Here is a 23017-nt window from a genome sequence, read left to right as displayed (position 1 = left end):
TAAAAGATGGCTGTTAAGGCACTACTATTTGATTTCGATGGGACTTTACTAAATACAAATGATTTAATCATTCAAACATTTATGCATGTATTAAATGAGCGATTTCCCGGGCAATATTCGCCAAAAGATTGCCTGAAATTCATTGGTCCATCATTGAAACAGACATTTAATGACATTGCACCAGGTGAAGAAGACGATTTGATAGAGATGTATCGCGCTTGGAATATTGCACACCATGATGACCTAGTCAGCCAATATCCTGATGTTGTGTCAACTCTAGAGCAGTTAAAAGCTCAAGGTATAAAATTGGCTATTGTTTCGACGAAACGTAATGAGACCATCGATCGTGGACTTGCTATTCTTGGTGCAACGCATCTATTTGATGTGCGTATTGGTACAGATGATGTGAACAATGTGAAGCCTGATCCAGAGCCAGTATTGCTTGCGTTGGAACGATTAGGGATAGAAAAAGACTATGCGATTATGATTGGTGATAATTCGCACGATATTGAAGCTGGACATCGTGCTGGTGTAAGAGCAGCGGGTGTTGCTTGGGCAATTAAGGGAGAGGCTTACTTACAGCAGTATCAACCAGAATATATGTTGCAGCATATGTCAGATTTATTTGATATTGTGAAAGAGGGGTAAGGTAGATGGCGCGTAAGACAGAACGTTACCGTGTCGAAGGAGCCAATTCACTTTGGAATATATATGACACGGTGTCCTTTTGGAAGGTGATGAAGTGTTTCATTGTCATTCAAGTTGGACGCTTCACACCATTTTTACGTGTGAAAAACTGGCTATATCGTACTTTTTTAAACATGACTATTGGTAAGCAAACGTCATTAGCCTTAATGGTCATGCCAGATACCATGTTTCCTGAACGTATTTTCATTGGAGACAATACTGTGATTGGTTTTAATACTACCATTTTAGCGCATGAATATTTAATAGAGGAATATCGCTTAGGTGATGTTCATATCGGAAAAGAAGTAATGATAGGGGCAAATACAACTATTTTACCAGGTGTAACAATTGGTGATGGTGCCATTGTTTCAGCTGCCACTCTTGTACATAAGGATGTGCCAGCAGGCTGTTTAGCAGGGGGTAATCCAATGCGAATAATATATACTGCTGAACAAATGGCTGAGCGCAAACGTAATGAGGCTGTAGAGTGGTGTACACCAAAGAAATAATAAAAACTCACGTAGTATAGTGATATACTTCGTGAGTTTTTTGCATAAAAAGCTACTCCCAAAAACACTAGTTTTTGGAGTAGCTTTTACTGTTTAAGCATGAGCTGCGTCATAATCTGATTTGAATTCACAAGTGTCATGATCACCTAAGCAAGTTGTTTCAACAAAAGTTGATTTAATTGCAGTCCCATCAATGTCTTCAATTGTGTGAAGTGTTACCTTGTCACCAGGATAAAACTCGCCTTTACAAATACTAACGATCATTTGCTCACTAATTTGTACGAATGGACATGCCATAATAAATCCCTCCAATGCGTAGTGTATGTGGTTCTTTTTGTTATTAATGCTATTCTATATTAAGTTTTTTGAAATGTAAAAAGTAAAATAGAATGAGAGTAATAATCAATAAATGTATTGATATAAAAGTATTATTGATGATAATGAGATTGAGAATCATTTTAAGTGATTGGCTAAAAATAATTATATAGATATAATTATTGGATTTCGATATTGAGAATACTCTATTGAAAACTCTTTATTTTTATCAATGATTTGTTAAGAGAGAATCATTATCAATTTTTAGCGAATACTTAAAGTGATTAAAAATTGGTTTGTCACAATTTAGACATATTCTCATTGTCACTAAAGTATTTTGTCAAATTATAAGTAAAATGAGTCATGCTTTTTTTGGAAGTCTTTGCAATTCAATGTGTATAATTAACAGAATAATAAGTATTTAAAGATTTCGATAATTAATAAGGATATCGTTGACTGTATTAATGAAATAAGTTAAAATTCTTTCATAATCTAATTCTCTAATACTCTAGTGAATTAAAGTGAAATGTGAGGAAGTGTCCATATGTCGTCGATAAAAATGTTTGAAAAGCCACTTGGAATGCGCGATACATTCCCGCAAATCTATGAGAAAGTTGAAGCAGTTAGACATGCGGGCAGAGACTTTTTATATAAAAGAGGTTATGAGTTTATTAAAACGCCTGCGGTGGAGTATTTCGATACAGTAGGGAAGGCTTCAGCGATTGCTGATGCTCATTTATTTAAGCTAGTGGATAGCCAAGGAAATACGTTAGTGCTGCGACCTGACATGACTACACCGATTGCTCGAGTAGCTACATCGAAACTATTAAAGGAAATGATCCCACTACGTCTTGCCTATTTTGCAAGCGTTTTTCGGGCTCAGGAAGCAGAGGGAGGCAGGCCTGCTGAGTTTGATCAAATGGGGATTGAGTTAATAGGTGATCAATCAGTTTTTGCCGATGCAGAAGTCATTGTAACGGCAATGGAGCTATTAAAGCATTTTAAATTGGAAGAGTTTAAAATCACAATTGGACATGCTGGTATATTAAATTGCATTTTACAAGATTACACAGAGAGTATCGAACAGCAAACAACGCTTAGAACATTGCTTGTCCAACGAAATTACGTAGGGTTTGAAGAAGCAGTAGAGTCATTTGATCTGCCTAAAGCTAAATCCGATGCCCTCTTACAATTTATTGAAGAAGCCATGAATGTCAGAGATATACGAGATATTGAAAAATATGTCCGCAAAAATGATGCATTAGAATATATGCAACAACTTGCTCAACTACTTGAAATGGCTGATTTAGCTGATTATGTAGCTTTCGATTTCACACTTTCGAGTCATATGAGTTATTACACGGGTATGCTATTTGAAGTATTTGCTGTGGGAAGTGGCTTTTTATTAGGAAATGGTGGTCGTTATGATGGCTTGTTAGAAGTTTTTGGCTCAAAGGTTGGTGCTACAGGATTTAGTATTCGTGTGGATCGTTTATTAGAAACATTAAACGGGCAATCAGTGAAACGACAGGAAGCAACAGTTGTTCTTTTTGAAGAAGAACAATTTGAGGAAGCTTTACTAAAGGTTAAAAATTTACGAGCAGCAGGAAAATTAGCTACTTTGCAGTTACGTAGTAGTCTAGTCGATGAGGCGGCCTTTTTAGCATACTTTACAGAAGTGGTGGTAGTTGGACAGGAGGAAGTTGGCGGTGAATGAATTAACGATTGCAATGCCCAAAGGAAGAATCTTTGAAGAGGCATATCAAATGTTGTTAGAGGCAGGTTTTAATTTACCAGAAGAAGTAGAAATGTCACGTAAATTAATGATTGAAATACCAGAGGAAAAAATTCGCTTTATTTTATCAAAGCCAATGGATGTTCCTGTCTATGTTGAACATGGTGTTGCTGATATTGGTATTGCTGGTAAGGATGTTTTGTTAGAGCAACAGCGAGAAGTGCACGAATTACTTGATTTGAAAATTAGTAATTGCTATATCGCTTCTGCAGGCCTACCAAACACCTCCATGAATGAGATTGCGCCTAGAATTGCTACGAAATATCCGAATATTGCCATGAAGTACTACAAAGGCATTGGAGAGCAAGTGGAAATTATCGAGCTCAACGGTTCTATTGAATTAGCACCAATGATTGGCTTAGCTGATCGAATTGTCGATATTGTTTCTACAGGTCGTACATTAAAAGAGAACGGCTTAGTAGAATATGAATTTATTACTGCTGTCTCTTCTCGATTAATTGCAAACCCTGTAAGTTATCGTATGAAAGGTGAGCGTATTATTGATCTTGTGAGGCGGTTAAAGAAATGTGTAAATGAGCAGAAAAAGTAATCATTTGTAGCTACATATGAAGGACTAAAGGGGATTAATCCTATGAAAATAACAAAGCTTGAAAAAGGCATTTCCTTAAAAAGACCACTTGAAGGAGGAAATGAAGAACAAATAAAAGTTGTACGACAAGTGCTTTCGGATGTTAAGACACAGGGAGATGCGGCTTTACGCACCTATACTGAGCGATGGGATGGCTATGTCCCTAAAAATTTACGTGTCTCTGAAGAAGAAATACAAGAAGCAGTAAGTGAACTCGATCCTCAACTATATAAGGACTTAGCGGAAGCAGCAGAAAATATTCGTTTTTATCATGAACAACAGATACGTTCAGGGTATCACCTAGAACTGGGAGATGGTTCTTGGTTAGGCCAACGGGTAACAGCTTTAGATGCAGTAGGACTATATGTTCCAGGGGGTACAGCAGCCTACCCTTCATCAGTCTTGATGAATGTAATACCAGCGCAGGTTGCAGGGGTGAAACGTATTGTTATTACTTCACCTGCAGGGCCAAATGGGAAACTACCAGCAGGTGTACTTGTGGCGGCTCACCTTTTAGGGATTGATGAGATTTATAAAGTTGGTGGGGCACAAGCAATAGCTGCACTTGCCTATGGCACGGAAACAATTCCCCCAGTCGATAAAATAACAGGTCCAGGAAATATTTATGTGGCACTTGCCAAACGAGAGGTATTTGGAGAAGTAGCCATTGATATGATTGCGGGACCGAGTGAAATTGCTGTGCTGGCTGATGACACAGCCTATCCTGATGAAATTGCTGCAGACCTTTTATCTCAAGCAGAGCATGATCCACTAGCTTGTGCAATTCTTGTCACAACCTCAGAGCAATTAGCCAAAAAAGTGGCTGAGGAAGTAGAGAAGCAGCTGCTGAACTTACCGCGTCAAGAAGTAGCTCGTGCTTCCATAGAGAAATTTGGGGTGATTTATGTAGCTGAAACATTGGCAGATGCAGTGGAAGCCATTAATTCATTAGCACCGGAGCATTTAGAAATTGTGATGGAAAATGCGGAGGCGTTAGTTGAGCAAATAAGACATGCTGGTGGTATTTTTATAGGTCGGTATAGTTCTGAGCCAGTTGGTGATTATTTTGCAGGGACCAATCATGTACTTCCAACTAATAGTACGGCTCGTTTTGCAAGTGGCTTAAATGTTGATGATTTTGTGAAAAAATCAAGTATTGTTTACTATAGTGAAAAAACCTGGAGAGACAACGCACCAAAAATTGCACGTTTAGCGCGTATGGAAGGCTTAGAGGGCCATGCTCGTGCAGTGGAATCACGTGGATGGGAGAAGGAATAGGACGATGACAGAAAAGAAACGATATGCAAAGATAGAGCGTACAACGAATGAAACGCAAATTTCTGTAGCAATTGATTTAGATGGTGAAGGCAAGGCAGATATCCAAACAGGCGTGGGATTTATGGACCATATGCTTGACTTATTTATTAAGCATGGACTATTTAACGGCACAATACATGCAAATGGCGATACTTATATTGATGATCACCATACAACAGAGGACCTTGGTATTGTATTAGGACAGGCTGTTCGAGAAGCACTTGGTGATAAGAAAGGCATAAAACGCTATGGTAACGCCTTTGTACCGATGGATGACGCACTAGCTCAGGTAGTGGTCGATTGCTCGAATCGACCTCATCTAGAGTACCGTGTGCCAGCATTAAAAGAAAAAGTAGGAACGTTTGATACAGAATTAGTGCATGAATTTTTATGGAAATTTGCCCTTGAGGCAAGGATGAATGTTCATGTAATTGTACCTTATGGACAAAATACACATCACATTATTGAGGCAATTTTCAAAGCATTAGCACGTGCGATTGATGCCGCAGTGGAAATTGACCCGCGTGTTAAAGGCGTACCATCGACTAAGGGGCTGTTGACGTGAAAATAGGTGTCATTGATTATGGAATGGGTAATTTATTTAGTGTGGAGCAGGCATTAAAAAGGCTAGGCTGTGAAGTTATTATAACTGCTGATGAGAAGGCATTAGATACAGCTGACGCACTTTTATTACCAGGGGTGGGTGCATTCCCTGATGCCAGAAAGCGTTTAGCTGAAACAAACTTAGATCAATATTTACAGAAGGCACAAAGAGAAAACCGTCCACTTTTAGGAATTTGTCTAGGTATGCAATTATTATTCGAGCAAAGTGATGAAGTAACCCCAACAAAAGGGCTAGGGTTTTTCAAGGGGTGTATTAAACGCTTTAGTGGTAGCCAAGAGGGCCAAGCATACAGAGTACCACATATGGGGTGGAATGAACTAATTGTGACAAATCGTCCTGCATGGTTACACAATGAAGTATCAGCGAAGCATGTCTATTTTGTTCACTCCTTTTATGCAACAGATATCGTAGAATCAGAGCTTGTTGCCTATGCTGATTACTTCGGCATTCAAGTACCTGGTATTGTGATGAATGGTTCTGTGACTGGCATGCAATTTCACCCTGAAAAATCAGGGGAATTAGGTGTTTATTTATTAGAGCAATGGTTGGAAGGTGTGAAGGCATGCTAACAAAACGTATTATCCCATGTCTTGATGTGAAAGAAGGTCGTGTTGTAAAAGGTATACAATTTGTCTCTATCCGAGATGCAGGAGATCCCGTGGAGCTTGCGAAGTTCTATGATGAACAAGGAGCAGATGAGCTTGTATTTTTAGATATTTCTGCATCACATGAAGGTCGAGAAACGATGGTAGATGTCGTTCGTCAAACAGCGGCTACGCTTGCCATACCCTTTACTGTTGGCGGAGGTATTCGTACGTTGGATGATATGAAGCGTATTTTACGAGCAGGTGCTGATAAAGTTTCAGTGAATACATCCGCGCTGGAAAGACCTGCCCTTATACAGGAAGGCTCTGATTACTTTGGCGCACAATGCATTGTTGTAGCAATCGATGCTCGCTATAGTGAGGAAGATGGCACATGGATGGTTTATACACATGGTGGTCGCAACAAAACCCCTTGGTCAGCCATTGAGTGGGCCAAAGAGGCTGTACGCTTAGGAGCTGGTGAGATTTTATTAACAAGTATGAATCAAGATGGAGAAAAATCAGGCTTTGATTTAGCCTTAACCAAAGCAGTGCGTGAAGCTGTGACAGTCCCTGTGATTGCTAGTGGTGGAGCGGGACATGCCGAACATTTTTACGAAGTATTAGCACAAGAGGTAGATGCAGATGCTGCACTAGCAGCCTCTATCTTCCATTATAAAGAAACAAGTGTAGCGCAAGTAAAGGAATACTTACGTGAAAAAGGAGTGGCAGTAAGATGATAGAGAACATTCAATTTGATGAGAGAGGTCTTGTTACAGCTGTAGTACAAGATGCCAATACAAAAGAGGTATTAACAGTAGCTTACATGAATAAGGAGTCATTAGCTAAAACAATTGACTCAGGGGAAACTTGGTTTTATTCTCGTTCCCGTCAAGAGCTTTGGCATAAGGGAGCAACAAGTGGCCATACACAACAGGTGGTTTCAATCAAAGCGGATTGCGATCAAGATGCTTTAATAGTGGAGGTTCTACCGACAGGGCCAGCATGTCATAATGGGACAATTTCTTGCTTCACTGAGGTTATTCAGCAAAAAGAGAAGGTAGGCTCTGTGGACATCGTTTCTAAACTTGCTCGTGTCATCGAAAAGCGAGAGCAGGAAATGCCAGAAGGAGCGTACACTACATATTTATTTGATAAGGGCATTGATAAAATCTGTAAAAAGGTTGGGGAAGAAGCAACAGAGGTGGTCATTGGTGCCAAAAACCGAGATGCTGAGGAAGTAAAATGGGAGGCAGCTGATTTAATTTATCACCTACTCGTATTATTACAAGAACAAAAAGTAAGCATTTATGATGTTCTGCATGTGTTGGAAAAACGTCACGAGGAGAAATAACAGCATATTATTGATTGTGTGGTATAATAGGAGTTACTGTGTAAAGGAACGTAGAATACGTTCCTTATTTCTTGTTTCGGAGGAAATATATTGGAAAAGAAACGTCAAAATGAGACTCAATCGAATATAGTGTCGTTCATTCCAACAGGCGACTATTATTATAAGAAATCAATTCAAGCAATGAACAGTGGACAAATGAATAAAGCCTATAAATATTTACAGCGTGCGGTAGATTTAAGTCCCGACGATTCAATGATTATCTTGCAGTTAGCCATAGTAGAGTTAGAAGGTCAACGTTTTGAGGAAGCGTATGACCTACTTCGTCGCGCCTATCAAATTGATCCAGATAATCCAGAAATCATATTTTACATGGCAGAAGTATCAGGGTGTGTAGGCATCATGCATGATGCAAAACGCTTTGCAGAAGAATATTTAAAGCTAGAACCTGAGGGTGCTTATGCCGATGAAGCAGCAGAAATATTAGAGTTTGTCGCTTTTGAGCAAGATGATTTTGAAGAGCTTGAAGGCTCTGGTGAGGATTTATATCGTCAGGAGCAAGCTCGTCGTTGTATGGAAAAGGGAGATTTTCCTGAAGCTATTACTATTTTAGAAGATTTAATTGAAGATCGACCAGCATTTTGGTCAGCCTATAATAATCTAGCACTCGCTTATTTTTATGTTGGAGAAGAAGAGCAAGCAAAGGCTCTCTTGCATACAGTGCTACGTGAAAATAAGGGCAATCTACATGCATTATGCAATTTAACGGTAATTGCGTATTATGAAAAAAATGAAGATGATTTACAAGAACTGTTAAATGTTCTTGTTAAAATTCAACCTTATACTTGGGAGCACCGTTATAAACTTGGTGCTACCTTAGCCTTAATCGGCCAATATGAATTAGCCTATAAATGGTTGCGTAGCATGCAAAAGAGAGGCTATGTAGGAGATGCAGGATTTTACTTTTGGCTGTCACATGCTGCTTATTTCTCAGGACATGAGGAGATTTCGAAAAGTGCGTGGGACCAGCTTCTAGAGCTAGACCCAGACAAAGAGGGCTTCGAACCTTGGCGCCAACAAGAAAATGAATTTGGACTTGATGCATTGGAGCATGATCGTGATTTTATTGTTGAAAAATTAGAGAGCACTTATACGAGTGAGCGCATTTTTGGTTTATTTTTACTGAAAGGTACAGCGCATAAGCAAGAAATTATCGCCCATCCGAAATGGATTAATATTGAACAATTAGGCTCTTTTGAAAAATTGTTTTTAGCTTATGCACTTGGACATGAATTTGATAAGAAAAATAAAGTAGAAGCAAGCTTTTTACGATCAGTACAGGTCTCAGAAATTTTATTAGAACAATATGGAAAGCTATCATCATTAATTGTACCGCTGTTTCAAATGTGGTTTGTGCTATGTGAACAAGCTTTAATAGAAAATTATCGTTTTACAAATCCAACAGCAATTGCAGGAGCAAATGATTATTTATTCAGATCTTCACAAATGCTTAAAGTGACAAAAAAGGAAATTGCGCAGCAATATGGCGTTTCTGTATCTACTTTATCAAAGTATATTGACGAAATCTTAACGTTTTTGCCAAACAGTCATGATTAATGTGTGAGCAACATAGTTGAATAACTTTATACTTTCACATACGATGAACATACTAACGCTATCACCAATTTTTCCTTAGCGTCATTGATCTTCTTCTATAGATGACGTTATATGTATTGGTTGAATGAAGATAAAAAGTATTCTGTTTAGGGGGAAGTATTTATGTCGGAAGAAAAAATTTATGATGTAGTAATTATTGGTGCAGGTCCTGCTGGGATGACTGCCGCTGTTTATACATCTCGTGCAAATTTGTCTACTTTAATGATTGAACGTGGCATTCCTGGTGGACAAATGGCAAACACTGAAGAAGTAGAAAACTACCCAGGTTTTGAGACAATTTTAGGACCAGAGCTTTCTACAAAAATGTTTGAGCATGCTAAAAAATTTGGTGCTGAATATGCCTATGGTGATGTAACGGAAATCATCGATGGAGAAGAATATAAAACAATTAAATCAGGTGCAAAAGAATATAAAACACGTGCCATTATTATCACCACTGGTGCTGAGTATAAAAAAATGGGTGTGCCTGGTGAAAAAGAGCTTGGTGGCCGTGGTGTCAGCTACTGTGCAGTATGTGATGGAGCATTCTTTAAACAAAAAAATCTAGTTGTCGTAGGTGGCGGAGATTCAGCTGTTGAAGAGGGTGTTTATTTAACTCGCTTTGCTGATAAAGTGACAATTGTCCACCGTCGTGATAAATTACGTGCACAAAAAATTCTCCAAGATCGTGCCTTTGCCAATGAAAAAATTGATTTCATTTGGAATGCAACTGTAAAAGAAATCAATGAAGCGAATGGTAAAGTTGGCAGTGTAACACTACAATCAACTGTCGATGGTACAGAATCTGAATTTGCTACAGATGGTGTTTTCGTCTATATAGGTATGCTTCCTTTAACGAAACCATTTGAGTCATTAGGTATTTTAAATGAGGCTGGCTATATTTTGACAAATGAAACGATGGAAACAAAAATCCCAGGTATCTTTGCAGCTGGAGATGTTCGTGAAAAATCACTTCGTCAAATTGTAACAGCAACTGGTGATGGAAGTATTGCCGCGCAAGCTGTTCAACATTATGTAGAAGAGCTATTAGAGAAAATTAATGCCTAATAGGGCTATTTTAAGGAAAAAAATACAATTTTAATGTGGTTTTAATATTGCTGTAACTTGAATGACATATAAAAGGTGTATGATTAAAAATGTAATTAGCAATCCCCCTTTTATTTTGTTTAGTAGGTTGTTTCCGCCTCCAATAGGTGGGAGCAACCTACTTTTTTATGTGTAAAAAATCAAATAATAATATCACGATAAACGTAAATTTCGCCCAAGATGAAATGGTTATCTTTGAATAGAACTAAATTGTTAATTGTCTGCGTACAAGAGTTGTAAATGAGGACAAAACTTACAAGGTCTTGTTATAATGAAGAGTAGAATGCAAAAGTGATTAGAGGTGTGCCTATGCAAAGAATTGCAAATTTAATTGCCGTAAAAGACGGTAAAGTATTATTACTTCAGAAACCAAGACGAGGCTGGTATGTAGCTCCAGGAGGGAAAATGGAGAGTGGCGAGTCAATCTTCGAGGCTGCTATTCGAGAGTTTCAAGAAGAGACAAACGTCATACCTTTACATGTTCATTTAAAGGGTGTTTATACGATGATCATTAAAGAAAACAATGACGTAGTGGATGAATGGATGCTCTATACATTTGTTGCAAAGGATGTAGATGGAGTACCATTCGAAGAAACAAGAGAAGGCAAACTTGCATGGCACCCAGTAGAGGATTTAGCACATTTGCCAATGGCTGAAGGAGATCGAACTAATTTACAATTTGCTGTTTCGCAATCAGGCATTCAGTATGGCACGTTTGACTATACAACGAATTTTGAATTACTTCATCAGAAAATACAAATTTCAAAAGAACAATAAAGGAGTTGCATGACAGTGGTGGTTGAAGGCCAACAAAGTACACATGAATTGGTTATTATTACAGGAATGTCTGGGGCTGGGAAAACAGTAGCTATTCAAAGCTTTGAGGATTTAGGGTATTACTGTATTGATAATTTACCACCTGCGTTGCTTACAACTTTTTTAACCTTATTAAGAGATTCTGGTAAAAACAGTACCCGGATTGCAGCAGTAATGGATATGCGCGGAGGCGACTTTTTTGATGCTCTAATTGGCGCATTAGACCATATACTAAAAGAAGGCGATATTGTTGCTCGTATTTTATTTTTAGATGCAGATGATGCCACATTAGTCAGACGGTATAAAGAAACGAGACGTGCACATCCATTAGCAGTGAATGGTTTACCTCTAGATGGAATTAAACAGGAACGAGTACTTTTATCTGAAGTAAAGGGTCGTGCCAATTTTGTTTATAACACATCTAACATGAAACCAAAGCAATTACGTGAAAAAATCGTAAAAGAATTTGCAAGTGAGGCAGATACTATTTTTACCGTTAACATTATGTCCTTTGGCTTTAAACATGGTATGCCGATTGATGCGGACTTAGTGTTTGATGTTCGTTTTCTTAAAAACCCATACTATGTGGAGGAGCTACGTCCAAAAACGGGTCTTCAAACAGAGGTATCTTCTTATGTGTTAGCGTTGGAAGATACGCAAATCCTTATACAAAAACTGACGGATTTATTAGACTTTATGATTCCTCTCTATCGACAAGAAGGTAAATCACAGCTTGTTATTGCTTTTGGTTGTACTGGGGGTCAGCATCGCTCAGTGACATTAGCAGAATTTTTTGGTGCATATTTTGCGGGCAAGGAAAATACGGTTATTACGCATCGTGATATTAATCGTAGAAAGGAATGAGTGAATGGGGAAAAAGCAAACAAAGCTTGTGGTAATTGGTGGTGGCACAGGGCTCTCCACGTTACTTCGCGGTCTGAAGCATCACCCATTTGATATTACTGCTATTGTAACAGTAGCAGATGATGGTGGATCTTCAGGTCGTTTACGTGATGATTACGATATCCCACCGCCTGGTGATGTACGCAATGTGATTGCAGCATTATCAGATATTGAGCCCCTTGTAGAGCAAATGTTTCAATACCGTTTTTCGGCATCTGAAGACTTACGAGGTCACTCCTTAGGGAATTTAATGCTTACAGCCCTTACTGATATTACTGGTGATTTCAATCATGCTATCAGTGAGATGGGAAAGGTTTTAAAAGTTCATGGTCGAGTTATTCCAGCAGCTAATAAAAAAATCACCCTACATGCTGTGCTTGAGGACGGTTCAATTATCGAGGGAGAATCAAAAATCCCGACAGCGACGAAACGCATTAATCGCGTTTTTTTAGTACCTGAAAATGTGCAACCGTTGCCAGAAGCTATTCGTGCAATACTTCGTGCAGATTATATTTTAATAGGACCAGGAAGCTTATATACAAGTATTATTCCAAATTTGCTTGTTAAGGAAATAGGTGAAGCAGTTGTTAAGGCTAAAGGAAGAAAAATATATGTTTGTAATTTAATGACACAAAAGGGTGAAACCATTTCTTATACAGCAGGCGATCATGTAACAGCCATACATAAGCATGTTGGCCATGATTTTATCGATTCCATCTTAGTAAATGATGAAGAACTCCCTAACCCTGTAAAAGAACTGTATAAAGAAGAAAGAGCGGAACCAGTAACATTTGACGTAGCAAAGCTTGAAAGTATGGGTTTAGAAGTTATCAAACGAGACATTGCTACAATTCGACCTGATGGAACGGTTCGACATAATGCTACAAATGTTGCAGAGTGGCTGGTAGATTATGCTGATATTTACCATCAAAAAGTAAGAGGACCAATAATAGAAACATAATGGCTTTATTGTATATGGTAAGATGAACATATACATAGAAATCATGATTGAAAGGGGGGCGTGATATGTCTTTTGCTTCTGAAACAAAAAAAGAATTGACACAAATAGAAGCGGACAATCATTGTATGAAAGCAGAAGTTTCTGCCCTAATTCGTATGAATGGTTCATTATCCTTTGCAAATAAACAACTAAGCTTAGACGTGCAAACCGAAAACGCTGCAATTGCCAGAAGACTATATACGATTATGAAAAAATTGTATCCGTACAATGTTGAATTACTTGTTCGTAAGAAAATGCGATTGAAAAAAAATAATGTGTATATATGCCGTGTAAGAGAAGGAGCGCGTGAGCTATTAATTGATTTAGAAATCATCTCAGACGACTTTCAATTTAACCATACTATCTCAAGAAAGCTCATTCAAAAGAGCGGCCAAAAAAGAGCTTATTTAAGAGGAGCCTTTTTAGCAGGAGGTTCCGTCAATAATCCAGAAACATCGGCTTATCATTTAGAGGTTTATTCTTTATATAAAGAACATGGTGAGGCATTAATGGATTTAATGAATGAATTTGAACTCAATGCCAAAACAATTGAACGTAAAAAAGGCTTTGTAACTTACTTAAAAGAAGCAGAAAAAATTTCAGATTTCCTTAATATTGTTGGAGCGCATCAGGCTATGATGAAATTTGAAGATGTTCGGATTTTGCGAGATATGCGTAATAGTGTCAACCGTATTGTGAACTGTGAAACTGCCAATTTAAATAAAACCATTGGAGCAGCATTACGGCAGGTTGAGAATATTCGATTTATTGAAAATTCAATTGGTCTTGATCAACTACCGGAGAAGCTTCGTGAAATAGCACGTCTCCGTGTTGAATACCAAGATGTGACATTAAAAGAGCTTGGTGAAATGGTATCTAGTGGAACGGTTAGTAAATCAGGTGTTAACCATCGATTGAGAAAAATTGATGAGATTGCGGATGCATTAAGGCGTGGTGAAAAAATAGGTGGTTAAGTTATCATACTTTTCAGGTATGAATGTCATGCTAATCGCTTATTGTTCTTTTGCCAGTAAGTAAGGTAAGATAAAACTAATAGACGAACGGTAGTGAAGGGGAGTTTTGAGAATGATTGAGAGAAGAGTCCAGGTTAAATTAAAATTAGGACTACAAGCTAGACAAGCAGCACTATTTGTGCAAGAAGCAAATCGTTTTAGTGCTGATATCTTTCTAGAAAAAGATGAGAAAAAAGTAAATGCCAAATCCATTATGGGTGTTATGAGCTTAGCAGTTGCTAAAGGTACCGAAGTGACTTTAAGCAGTGAAGGTAACGATGCTGAGCAAGCGGTTACAGCATTGGCAACAATTATTGAAAATGAAGATTAACATTCATTAAATACAAAAGGCATCACAGAGCAATTCTGTGATGCCTTCTATTTTTTATTTATTATCGCTACGGTGCATAATATGATCGATTAAACCGTATTCTTTTGCACGTTCAGCAGTCATGAAGTTATCACGATCTGTGTCTCTTGCAATGACTTCAAGTGGTTGACCAGTGCGTTCAGATAAAATGCCATTTAATTTCTCACGTAAGAATAGAATACGTTTAGCAGCAATTTCAATTTCTGTCGCTTGACCTTGTGCACCACCTAGTGGTTGGTGAATCATGACTTCAGCATTTGGTAAGGCAAAACGTTTACCGGGTTCTCCAGCTGCAAGTAGGAAAGCACCCATTGATGCAGCCATACCAATACAAATTGTTTGTACCTGTGGTTTAATGATTTGCATTGTGTCATAGATAGCCATACCAGCCGTAATGGATCCGCCAGGTGAGTTAATATAAAGAGAGATATCTTTATCTGGATCTTCTGCTTGTAGGAAAAGAAGCTGAGCGACAATGGAGTTAGCAACATTGTCATCAATAGCACTTCCTAAAAGGATAATACGGTCTTTAAGTAGACGTGAATAAATGTCATATGCACGCTCACCACGACTAGTTTGTTCAATAACTGTAGGAATTAAATTCATGTTAAATCCTCCTTAAAAAGCTAAATTCGAATACCTTTGCTGAAAATTTTCCTTTGTATTTCAGCTGTATCCTTATCATACACATTATAGTCAGGGAAGGTCAAATATTAACCCTGCTAAAGTGAAATTAAAAAAATAAATTGTTTTTGCATTCTATGGTTGAATTATATAGGATAGGCTTGTATAATGATTAAGGTTATAAGGTTTAAAGTACAGGACACTATTTTGCAGGTATGCTTCAAAAATGAGGGTTATCTACATCATGCTTTTCGTAAGCCTAGAGTGAGTACTTTTTTTTTGTGTCTTTTGCCCTCGTGGTGTAATGGATAACACGTAAGATTCCGGTTCTTGCACTGGGGGTTCGATTCCCTCCGAGGGCGCCATTTTACTGATCAATTGATATACTGTTATAGCTCATCTCCTAATAAGTAGTTTAGCAGCCTGCTTACTGGAGATCGAGAGGAAGAATAAAGGGAATACTGTCCTAGTTGGCATTATTCCCCTATTTATTCCTTTCAAACCTTCAAAAAAGCAACAACTCCAAATTATTTTTTAGTGAACATACTGTACGTGAGACTAGTAATAGTCGAAAAAAAAGAATCCTATCTGAGGGGATTCTTTTTTTTGCCTAAATTTATCGAAATTTGGCATGGTTCTTATTGTATATATATTAGTTTTAGGTTAATTTTCTTGTTATTTATACATGTTTTTTCAAATTATATGAATTTATTATAAATTTATATGAAAAAATATTTAATTTTATGCGAAAAGTTGTTGTCTAAATACTATAATGTTAATATAATTGACCTAATAGTCTAACATTTCCGAATTGCGAAAAATAATACGTAATTCGGAAAATTATCGAACTAGGGGGAAATACAATGAAAAAAACAGGTTGGATGTTACTGATGATTATTGCAGCTTTAACATTAGCACTTGCAGGTTGTGGTACAAAAGATGATGCATCTTCAGGTAGCTCATCTTCAGAAGATGGTGGAGATGGCAAAAAAGTTTACAAAGTAGGTACTGAGGCAACTTTTGCACCATTTGAATCTGTTGACGATTCAGGGAAAATTGTAGGGATTGATGTCGATATTCTACAAGCTATCGCAGATGAGATGGACTTTGAGGTTGAGTGGAATAATATTGGATGGGAGCCAGTGTTCCAAACAATTAAGAACGGTGAAACAGATATCGGTGCTTCTGGAATCACAATTACGGAAGAGCGTAAAGAATCATTTGATTTTACAGAACCGTATTATGAGTCTCAGTTATTAATTGTTGTGAAAGAAGATTCAAAGATTAAATCTCTTGATGAATTAAAAGATAAAAAAGTATCTGTACAAATCAATGCAACTGGTCATATGGCAGCGAAAAAGCTACAAGGGGAAGCAAGTACAAATATTATGGCTTTTGAAAGTCAGCCAATCGCTATCCAAGAGATGCTAAATGGTAATGTTGATGCAGCTATCGGAGATAATGCAGTAGTTTATGAATATATCAAAGCTCACCCAGATCAAAAACTAAAAGTAATTGAAGATGATGCATTCGAAAAAGAATACTATGGCTTCATGGTTCAAAAAGGGAATAAAGAATTGCTAGATAAATTAAACGAAGGTCTTAAAAAGATTAAAGAAAACGGTAAATTAAAAGAAATTACAGGCATTGATTTTCAATAAAAATGAATGAAATGATGCTACTAACATAGTAACTTTGCTAACAGCTCATTTATTAATTGTAATTTAAAGGGGAATGGGGTTTTCGGATGGACATCTTTGACTTACGCTGGGACATTGTCTGGAACTACCGAGATATGTTTATACGAGGTATTGGCGTAACACTTATTTTGACACTTAGTGGTTATTTTGGCGGTATTCTATTAGGACTATTTTTAGGCCTTGGAAAATTATCGAGTAAAAAATGGATTTATTGGCCATCTAAACTATATATCGATTTATTCCGTGGAACACCGATGCTTGTACAAATCTTGTTAATTCACTTAGCAGTTATTCCAACAATTTTTGGTCATTCTTTAGGTTATATGGTATCAGGGATTACAGCGCTTATTTTAAACTGTGCTGCTTATAATGCGGAAATTTTCCGTGCAGGGATTCAAAGTATTGCAAAAGGGCAAATGGAGGCTGCTCGCTCTCTTGGATTAACGCATAACCAAGCGATGCGTAAGGTCATTTTACCTCAAGCATTTAGACGTATGATTCCGCCATTGGGCAATGAATTTATTGCATTATTAAAAGATTCTTCACTCGTAACTGTAATTGCAGCACCAGATATTTTATACGCTAGTAAGGTCGTAGCTGGTGCAAGCTTCCGCTTCTGGGAACCGTATATCGTTGCAGCATTATTATATTTAGTGTTGACATATGGTGTAACGAAGATTGTAGCATTTATCGAGAAACGATTTAGCAATAGCTATGTCCCTCGTAAAGCTAAGGTAGAAGGGCGGGAAGCTAGATGATAAAAATTGAAAACCTACACAAATACTTTGGCAAGCTTGAAGTATTAAAAGGAATCGATTATGAAATTCAAGAAAAACAAGTTGTCTGTGTTATTGGGCCGTCTGGTTCAGGAAAAAGTACATTTCTCCGTTGCATCAATATGTTAGAAGAAGTAACGGATGGTGCTATTTATATTGAAAATGTAAAAATTAATGATCCTAAAACGAATATCAATGAAATTCGCGCTGAAGTGGGTATGGTGTTTCAACAATTTAACTTATTCCCGCATATGACGGTTATCGATAATGTCACGATGGCACCTATGCAAATTCGTAAAATGAATCGTACAGACGCAGAAGCTTTAGGACATGAGCTATTAAAAAAGGTCGGGCTCGACAGCAAGGCCTATAATTATCCTGAGCAGCTATCAGGTGGTCAGCAACAACGTGTGGCGATTGCTCGTGCCTTAGCAATGAAGCCAAAAGCTATTTTATTTGACGAGCCAACTTCAGCACTTGACCCTGAAATGGTAAAAGAGGTGCTAGATGTTATGAAAAATCTAGCAGCTGAAGGGATGACAATGGTAGTTGTGACACATGAAATGGGCTTTGCTCGTGAAGTAGGTGATCGAGTAGTCTTCATGGATGGGGGCTATATTGTAGAAGAAGGGTCTCCAGAGGAACTATTCGGCAATCCCCAAAGCGACCGTACGAAAGCGTTTTTAGGAAAAGTATTATAAAGCTGAAAAAGCGAACGACATGCTCGTTCGCTTTTTTGTGCTTTTCTTATTTAATGAAGGGGGTTAGATGTTGTGTCGAATGCATTCAGCATCGTTTGCATATCCTGTTGGGAATACTGAGGCACCTGATAATAGCCGTGTTTATTTTGATAAATGGATAATTCGTATCCCATTTCAATACAGTTAGGAATACTATCCGCAACAACGCGACGAACTACAGGGTTTGTTGTCTCCAACGCAGCAGTTGTCATACATTTTGCTGCTCCTTTTTGAGCTCCAAGTAAAAATCCAGAAATAGCTTCATCATTAATTTCATTAGCGTTTTGCATCGGCTTTTTTGGTTGACCAGGATTTAGGCCATATTTGAAATCATTTCCTGTTTCCATTTGGTAGCGTCCTGTTGGAACAGATGGATCGTGTCCTGTTTTAAAGGACTCTACGATCGTATTGTACATACCAAGAGTGAAATTATATTGGCGATCCAAAATGTTGAGTAATTCAGGATCTTTTACATGGGGACGCAAAATAATCGCTTGGTTCATACCTGCAATAATTTCGCCAATTGTTTCATGCATGTCCATCATTTCATGTCCACCATGATTTAGGCTATGTTGTTGATTTAAATTTGTTTGGTTTGATGATTCATTGTAAAACGATTGTGACAAAAAAAACGCCTCCTCAATAATTTTTTGTTGCAGTATTTAGTATGTCGTGTCAATTCAATTTCATACGGTATAAATGTAAAGGTAAAAATGTAGACTAAAGATAGAAGGAAAAGCAAGTCAAGGAGGCTTAAAATTGAAAAAGTTACTTGGACCAATTGGAATAATTGTCATCATTCTTGTTGTAATCGCCTTATTATTTATACCTAAATACAATAGTCTGGTGACAGCCGAGGAAAATGTTGATTCTAAATGGGCACAAGTTGAAAATCAGCTCCAACGTCGCTATGATTTGATTCCCAATCTAGTGGAATCTGTGAAAGGCTATGCGAATCATGAGCAAGAGGTGATAGCGAATATTACGGAAGCACGTGCACAAATGGGAAGTGCAAGCTCACCAGAGGAGCAAGCTGTTGCCAATGATGCTTTAACTGGCGCTCTTAGTCGTTTACTAGTAGTTGTAGAAAATTACCCAAACTTAAAGGCAGATGCAAACTTCCGCCAGTTAATGGATGAGCTAGCAGGTACGGAAAATCGTCTGGCAGTAGCACGTGAGGATTACAATAATGAGGTACAGCAATTCAATAAACATGTTAAACGTTTCCCGGGGAATTTAATGGCAGGGATGTTTGGCTTTGAACAAAAAGAATACTTTAAAGCCACAGCAGGAGCTGACAAAGCACCATCTATCGATTTTAGTCAATCGGGTACACATTAATGAAACGCTGCATTGTACAGATAATCATCGTTTGTTCGGTGCTTCTTTTTTCTCGAATCTAGCAGAAGCAACAATGCCATCACCGATGAAAAATACGTATATACATGACTTTGCCAATGTAATTTCTGCGAATGTCAAAGAAGAGATAAATCAATATTCCGAGCAGTTGGATCAAGGCACGGGTGCTGAAATCATGGTAGTCACAGTTGATAGTCTTCATGGACAAGAGCCGAAAATGTATGCGACAAAATTGATTCGGTCATGGGGCATTGGTGACAAGGATAAAAATAACGGTGTCCTAATTTTAGCTACCTTAGGTCAAGGGGAAGGAAATAACGACGTTGTAATTGCCGTGGGTCAGGGACTAGAAGGAGCATTACCAGATGGTAAATTAGGACGCATTTTAGATAATGCATTTTATCCCTCAGCAAGTGCTGGTAATCTAGACCAAGCATTTCAAGCAACCTATTCTGAAGTTTTTCACGCTGTTGCCCAAGAGTATAATTGGAACGGTGATTTGCCAGCGCAAACAAAAGAAGAGGATGACATACCCACTTGGTTAATTATCCTAATCATTATCGTTGTTATTATTATCTATTCATTCTTTTCGAAAGGCGGCGGAGGTCCTCGCTCTGGAGGCTATGGCGGTTATCCAGGAAGTTTTGGTGGAGGACATTCGAGTAGAGGGGGCTTTGGCGGATTTGGTGGCGGATCTTCTGCTGGTGGGGGAGCAAGCAGGAAATTTTAATAGAGGTATGGCGAACTATTCTATATAGTTCGCTTTCATTTTGGCTTAATTAAAAACCTCTCAATTATTGACAATAATGCTAGAATTGTTATAATTTAAATATATCGACAAACGATATAGCGTAAACTGATATAGGGAGGAATCATTTTGAAAAAAAGATTTTTATCTGCATCGTTAGCAATTATTTTAACAACCTCTGTAGTTATTCCTGCAACAATGCAAGAAGTCCGTGCTGCAAATGAAACTAATAGCACAGTAACAGCACAAGAAGAACGTGTGTCAGCGCAGGAATTTTTGAATTTAGCTGTAACAACTTTAACATTCCAGCACGGTTCAGATTCAATGCGTCAACAAATTATTGATAAATGGGTCAAGGCTGGAGAATTCACAGATTTAAGTTTGACAATTAAACGTGATGAAGCGGCTCGTATTTTAGTTAGAGCGTTAAATAAAGAAGAAAAAGAGACTTCACTTGCTGACTATTTAGAGAAGGCCAATAAGATTGGTTTATTTAATGGCTTATCATTAAATACAGAAGCAATTTCAAAACAAGATGCAGTAAAAATATTAAACAATGCAAAACAAATAAAAAATGGTTCCAATCATGAAGGTGTAAAGGAAATTTCAGTTGAAGACTTTATGAAAAATCCTGGTAATTTTGGTTATGAACTTTCGCCAGATGGCAATTACATTACTTTTTCCTCTGCTTGGGAGAACAGAGCGAATGTTTTCGTGAAAAAGATGAATGATGATAGTGAGCCTGTTCGTGTTTCCAATTCAAAAGATCGGGACGTTGCAGGATTTTACTGGAAGGATAATAATTTACTATACGTAAAGGATAAAGGTGGAGATGAAAACTTCCATATTTATTCTACAACATTTAATGGCTCTGAGGAAAAAGATCTAACGCCATATCCAAATGTCACAGTTGGGATATTAAGTGGCCTACAGGGTGTTAAAGATGAAATTCTTATCATGATGAATAAGGAAGATGCAACAGTTTTTGATGTCTACAAGTTGAATGTAAAGACTGGGGAAACAACTCACGTTGCAAAAAATCCGGGTAATATTACGAGCTGGCTAGCCGATCGCAATGGAAATGTGCGAATTGCCGTAGCCTCAGATGGTGTGGAAGGAACGATCCTTTATCGAGATTCTGAAAAGGATGAATTCAAGCCATTTATTGAAATGGAAGCTGGAGATGAAGTAATGCCACTAGCTTTCTCAAAAGACAATCAATACATTTACGCTACATCTAACAAAGGTAGAGACAAAGTAGAAGTTGTGAAATACGACTTAAAAGGTAATGAAGAAGTAATTATGTCTAATGATCAAGTAGATGTTTCTGGTGTCTTATATAGTGCCGAACACGATAAATTGCTATATGGTGCGTATATAACAGATAAACCACATTACCAATTCTTTGACGAGAACTTTGAAAAGCTTTTCCGTAAAATCCAAAGCAAGCTGAATGTGCATGAAAGTGAGCTTGGTATCAATGATTACAATAAAGAAATGACCAAATTTATTGTGAGTGTTTCAAGTGATACTGTCTATGGAAAATATTATTATTACGATTCTACGACAGATGAATTAACCGAGTTGGCCACTTTAAGCCCTTGGTTAAATCCGAATGAACTGGCAGAAATGCATCCAATTTCATATAAGAGCCGAGATGGCTTAACGATTAATGGCTATTTAACTTTACCGAAAAATAAAGAAGCAAAAGATCTCCCTCTTATTGTCAATCCTCATGGTGGGCCTTGGGCACGTGATATGTGGGGCTTCAACCCAGAAGTACAATTATTAGCTAATCGTGGCTATGCAGTGCTACAGGTGAATTTCCGTTCATCAACTGGATATGGTAAAGAATTCCTTCAGGCTGGTAATAAGCAATGGGGTCTGAAGATTCAAGATGACATCACTGATGGTGTCCAATGGGCAATTGACCAAGGCATTGCAGACCCTGATCGCATCGGTATTTATGGGGCATCATTTGGTGGTTATGCAACATTAGCGGGTATTACGTATACACCTGATTTATATGCTGCTGCAGTTGATTATGTAGGGGTATCTAACATATTTACATTATTAAATACCATCCCTCCTTACTGGGAAACTATGCGTAACATGTTTTATGAGCGCGTAGGTCATCCAGAGAAAGACAAAGAATTGTTAACTGCTGTTTCACCAGTTTTCCATGCAGATAAAATCAAAACACCATTATTTGTCGCACAAGGAGCAAATGACCCACGTGTAAACAAAGCAGAATCCGATCAAATTGTGGAAGCCTTACGCGCTAGAGGTGTGGATGTAGAGTACATGCTAAAAGATAATGAAGGACATGGCTTTGCAAATGAAGAAAATAGAATTGAATTCTATAATGCCATGGTAAAATTCTTCGATAGTCATTTAAAATAATTTAAAACGAAAGGCATTGATGTGTAGCTT

At 37.8% G+C, this 23017-nt stretch carries 25 protein-coding genes and 1 tRNA gene; 23 read left to right on the top strand and 3 right to left on the bottom strand.

The window, feature by feature from the left end; genetic code table 11:
• Window positions 1-6: 6 nt before the first annotated feature.
• Both ppaX and LBYS11_RS18950 read left to right on the top strand, forming a co-directional pair.
• Window positions 7-648, top strand: a complete 642-nt coding sequence (gene ppaX / locus LBYS11_RS18955; RefSeq protein ID WP_048390836.1) for a pyrophosphatase PpaX — start codon at window positions 7-9, stop codon at window positions 646-648.
• Window positions 649-653: 5 nt separating this feature from the next.
• Entirely contained in the window at window positions 654-1196 is a 543-nt protein-coding gene (locus tag LBYS11_RS18950; protein ID WP_048390838.1) for an acyltransferase, read from the top strand.
• Between the two features lie 93 nt (window positions 1197-1289).
• Here LBYS11_RS18950 and LBYS11_RS18945 read toward each other — a convergent pair whose 3' ends face one another.
• Entirely contained in the window at window positions 1290-1493 is a 204-nt protein-coding gene (locus LBYS11_RS18945; RefSeq protein WP_048390840.1) for a hypothetical protein, read from the bottom strand.
• A 562-nt stretch (window positions 1494-2055) separates the two neighbouring features.
• On the opposite strand from LBYS11_RS18945, the gene LBYS11_RS18940 reads away from it, so the two are divergent.
• The 14 genes from LBYS11_RS18940 (at window position 2056) to LBYS11_RS18875 (ending at window position 14598) form a co-directional block, all read left to right on the top strand.
• The gene (locus LBYS11_RS18940) at window positions 2056-3228 is read left to right on the top strand and encodes an ATP phosphoribosyltransferase regulatory subunit (RefSeq protein WP_048390842.1); all 1173 of its coding nucleotides are present in this window, start codon (window positions 2056-2058) and stop codon (window positions 3226-3228) included.
• A complete protein-coding gene (gene hisG / locus LBYS11_RS18935) occupies window positions 3221-3856 on the top strand; it encodes an ATP phosphoribosyltransferase (protein WP_048390844.1) in 636 nt (211 codons plus the stop codon). The genes LBYS11_RS18940 and hisG overlap by 8 nt, the downstream gene beginning before the upstream one ends.
• A gap of 42 nt (window positions 3857-3898) precedes the next feature.
• Window positions 3899-5173 (top strand): histidinol dehydrogenase, encoded by a 1275-nt coding sequence (gene hisD / locus LBYS11_RS18930; protein WP_103118787.1) that lies wholly within the window; start codon window positions 3899-3901, stop codon window positions 5171-5173.
• Between the two features lie 4 nt (window positions 5174-5177).
• Window positions 5178-5777 (top strand): imidazoleglycerol-phosphate dehydratase HisB, encoded by a 600-nt coding sequence (gene hisB, locus LBYS11_RS18925; protein WP_004227994.1) that lies wholly within the window; start codon window positions 5178-5180, stop codon window positions 5775-5777.
• Complete coding sequence (hisH, locus tag LBYS11_RS18920; RefSeq protein ID WP_048390850.1) at window positions 5774-6406, top strand: imidazole glycerol phosphate synthase subunit HisH; 633 nt, start codon at window positions 5774-5776, stop codon at window positions 6404-6406. Before hisB ends, hisH begins: the two co-directional genes overlap by 4 nt.
• Window positions 6400-7161, top strand: a complete 762-nt coding sequence (gene hisF, locus LBYS11_RS18915; protein ID WP_054549568.1) for an imidazole glycerol phosphate synthase subunit HisF — start codon at window positions 6400-6402, stop codon at window positions 7159-7161. Before hisH ends, hisF begins: the two co-directional genes overlap by 7 nt.
• Complete coding sequence (gene hisIE, locus LBYS11_RS18910) at window positions 7158-7775, top strand: bifunctional phosphoribosyl-AMP cyclohydrolase/phosphoribosyl-ATP diphosphatase HisIE (protein WP_048390853.1); 618 nt, start codon at window positions 7158-7160, stop codon at window positions 7773-7775. Before hisF ends, hisIE begins: the two co-directional genes overlap by 4 nt.
• Before the next feature lie 90 nt (window positions 7776-7865).
• On the top strand, window positions 7866-9389 hold the full coding sequence (locus LBYS11_RS18905) for a tetratricopeptide repeat protein (RefSeq protein ID WP_103118786.1): 1524 nt from the start codon (window positions 7866-7868) through the stop codon (window positions 9387-9389).
• A gap of 162 nt (window positions 9390-9551) precedes the next feature.
• The gene (trxB, locus tag LBYS11_RS18900; protein WP_054549567.1) at window positions 9552-10496 is read left to right on the top strand and encodes a thioredoxin-disulfide reductase; all 945 of its coding nucleotides are present in this window, start codon (window positions 9552-9554) and stop codon (window positions 10494-10496) included.
• A 348-nt stretch (window positions 10497-10844) separates the two neighbouring features.
• Window positions 10845-11312, top strand: coding sequence for an NUDIX hydrolase (locus LBYS11_RS18895; RefSeq protein ID WP_048390859.1), 468 nt, complete (start codon window positions 10845-10847; stop codon window positions 11310-11312).
• A 9-nt stretch (window positions 11313-11321) separates the two neighbouring features.
• On the top strand, window positions 11322-12215 hold the full coding sequence (gene rapZ / locus LBYS11_RS18890; protein WP_054549566.1) for an RNase adapter RapZ: 894 nt from the start codon (window positions 11322-11324) through the stop codon (window positions 12213-12215).
• 4 nt (window positions 12216-12219) lie between these two features.
• A complete protein-coding gene (yvcK, locus tag LBYS11_RS18885) occupies window positions 12220-13215 on the top strand; it encodes a gluconeogenesis factor YvcK family protein (RefSeq protein WP_054549565.1) in 996 nt (331 codons plus the stop codon).
• A gap of 65 nt (window positions 13216-13280) precedes the next feature.
• On the top strand, window positions 13281-14228 hold the full coding sequence (whiA, locus tag LBYS11_RS18880) for a DNA-binding protein WhiA (protein WP_004228019.1): 948 nt from the start codon (window positions 13281-13283) through the stop codon (window positions 14226-14228).
• Window positions 14229-14340: 112 nt separating this feature from the next.
• Window positions 14341-14598, top strand: coding sequence for an HPr family phosphocarrier protein (locus LBYS11_RS18875; protein WP_004228023.1), 258 nt, complete (start codon window positions 14341-14343; stop codon window positions 14596-14598).
• 54 nt (window positions 14599-14652) lie between these two features.
• Here the strand turns inward: LBYS11_RS18875 and clpP are convergent, their stop codons facing one another.
• On the bottom strand, window positions 14653-15243 hold the full coding sequence (gene clpP / locus LBYS11_RS18870) for an ATP-dependent Clp endopeptidase proteolytic subunit ClpP (RefSeq protein WP_004228025.1): 591 nt from the start codon (window positions 15241-15243) through the stop codon (window positions 14653-14655).
• 308 nt (window positions 15244-15551) lie between these two features.
• On the opposite strand from clpP, the gene LBYS11_RS18865 reads away from it, so the two are divergent.
• From LBYS11_RS18865 to LBYS11_RS18850, 4 genes are all read left to right on the top strand, one after another.
• A tRNA-Arg gene (locus LBYS11_RS18865) sits at window positions 15552-15626 on the top strand.
• Between the two features lie 498 nt (window positions 15627-16124).
• Window positions 16125-16922, top strand: coding sequence for a basic amino acid ABC transporter substrate-binding protein (locus LBYS11_RS18860; RefSeq protein WP_004228033.1), 798 nt, complete (start codon window positions 16125-16127; stop codon window positions 16920-16922).
• 86 nt (window positions 16923-17008) lie between these two features.
• Complete coding sequence (locus tag LBYS11_RS18855) at window positions 17009-17719, top strand: amino acid ABC transporter permease (protein ID WP_004228035.1); 711 nt, start codon at window positions 17009-17011, stop codon at window positions 17717-17719.
• Entirely contained in the window at window positions 17716-18438 is a 723-nt protein-coding gene (locus LBYS11_RS18850; protein WP_048390865.1) for an amino acid ABC transporter ATP-binding protein, read from the top strand. Before LBYS11_RS18855 ends, LBYS11_RS18850 begins: the two co-directional genes overlap by 4 nt.
• Window positions 18439-18488: 50 nt before the next feature.
• Here the strand turns inward: LBYS11_RS18850 and LBYS11_RS18845 are convergent, their stop codons facing one another.
• Window positions 18489-19103: a spore coat protein gene (locus tag LBYS11_RS18845; RefSeq protein ID WP_004228038.1), complete on the bottom strand. Its 615-nt coding sequence runs from the start codon at window positions 19101-19103 to the stop codon at window positions 18489-18491.
• 133 nt (window positions 19104-19236) lie between these two features.
• Between LBYS11_RS18845 and LBYS11_RS18840 the strand changes: the two genes are divergently transcribed.
• From LBYS11_RS18840 to LBYS11_RS18830, 3 genes are all read left to right on the top strand, one after another.
• On the top strand, window positions 19237-19818 hold the full coding sequence (locus tag LBYS11_RS18840; protein ID WP_048390866.1) for a LemA family protein: 582 nt from the start codon (window positions 19237-19239) through the stop codon (window positions 19816-19818).
• On the top strand, window positions 19736-20566 hold the full coding sequence (locus LBYS11_RS18835) for a TPM domain-containing protein (RefSeq protein WP_233732183.1): 831 nt from the start codon (window positions 19736-19738) through the stop codon (window positions 20564-20566). Before LBYS11_RS18840 ends, LBYS11_RS18835 begins: the two co-directional genes overlap by 83 nt.
• A gap of 147 nt (window positions 20567-20713) precedes the next feature.
• Entirely contained in the window at window positions 20714-22987 is a 2274-nt protein-coding gene (locus tag LBYS11_RS18830) for a S9 family peptidase (RefSeq protein WP_103118785.1), read from the top strand.
• Window positions 22988-23017 lie beyond the last annotated feature (30 nt).

It is taken from the genome of Lysinibacillus sp. YS11, from assembly GCF_002896375.1.
In the GTDB taxonomy this organism is placed as follows: domain Bacteria; phylum Bacillota; class Bacilli; order Bacillales_A; family Planococcaceae; genus Lysinibacillus; species Lysinibacillus capsici.
Note: the sequence above shows the minus strand (reverse complement) of the source record. Positions and strands in the feature narration are given on the sequence as shown.

Bases quoted from the DNA above. Each gene is read 5' to 3' on its own strand.
- rapZ (WP_054549566.1), top strand. From the start codon at position 11,322: ATGACAGTGGTGGTTGAAGGCCAACAAAGTACACATGAATTGGTTATT.
- hisD (WP_103118787.1), top strand. From the start codon at position 3,899: ATGAAAATAACAAAGCTTGAAAAAGGCATTTCCTTAAAAAGACCACTT.
- LBYS11_RS18855 (WP_004228035.1), top strand. From the start codon at position 17,009: ATGGACATCTTTGACTTACGCTGGGACATTGTCTGGAACTACCGAGAT.
- whiA (WP_004228019.1), top strand. From the start codon at position 13,281: ATGTCTTTTGCTTCTGAAACAAAAAAAGAATTGACACAAATAGAAGCG.
- LBYS11_RS18945 (WP_048390840.1), bottom strand. From the start codon at position 1,493: ATGGCATGTCCATTCGTACAAATTAGTGAGCAAATGATCGTTAGTATT.
- ppaX (WP_048390836.1), top strand. From the start codon at position 7: ATGGCTGTTAAGGCACTACTATTTGATTTCGATGGGACTTTACTAAAT.
- clpP (WP_004228025.1), bottom strand. From the start codon at position 15,243: ATGAATTTAATTCCTACAGTTATTGAACAAACTAGTCGTGGTGAGCGT.
- yvcK (WP_054549565.1), top strand. From the start codon at position 12,220: ATGGGGAAAAAGCAAACAAAGCTTGTGGTAATTGGTGGTGGCACAGGG.
- hisB (WP_004227994.1), top strand. From the start codon at position 5,178: ATGACAGAAAAGAAACGATATGCAAAGATAGAGCGTACAACGAATGAA.
- LBYS11_RS18860 (WP_004228033.1), top strand. From the start codon at position 16,125: ATGAAAAAAACAGGTTGGATGTTACTGATGATTATTGCAGCTTTAACA.
- hisF (WP_054549568.1), top strand. From the start codon at position 6,400: ATGCTAACAAAACGTATTATCCCATGTCTTGATGTGAAAGAAGGTCGT.
- LBYS11_RS18950 (WP_048390838.1), top strand. From the start codon at position 654: ATGGCGCGTAAGACAGAACGTTACCGTGTCGAAGGAGCCAATTCACTT.
- LBYS11_RS18875 (WP_004228023.1), top strand. From the start codon at position 14,341: ATGATTGAGAGAAGAGTCCAGGTTAAATTAAAATTAGGACTACAAGCT.
- LBYS11_RS18940 (WP_048390842.1), top strand. From the start codon at position 2,056: ATGTCGTCGATAAAAATGTTTGAAAAGCCACTTGGAATGCGCGATACA.
- LBYS11_RS18895 (WP_048390859.1), top strand. From the start codon at position 10,845: ATGCAAAGAATTGCAAATTTAATTGCCGTAAAAGACGGTAAAGTATTA.
- LBYS11_RS18850 (WP_048390865.1), top strand. From the start codon at position 17,716: ATGATAAAAATTGAAAACCTACACAAATACTTTGGCAAGCTTGAAGTA.
- hisIE (WP_048390853.1), top strand. From the start codon at position 7,158: ATGATAGAGAACATTCAATTTGATGAGAGAGGTCTTGTTACAGCTGTA.
- trxB (WP_054549567.1), top strand. From the start codon at position 9,552: ATGTCGGAAGAAAAAATTTATGATGTAGTAATTATTGGTGCAGGTCCT.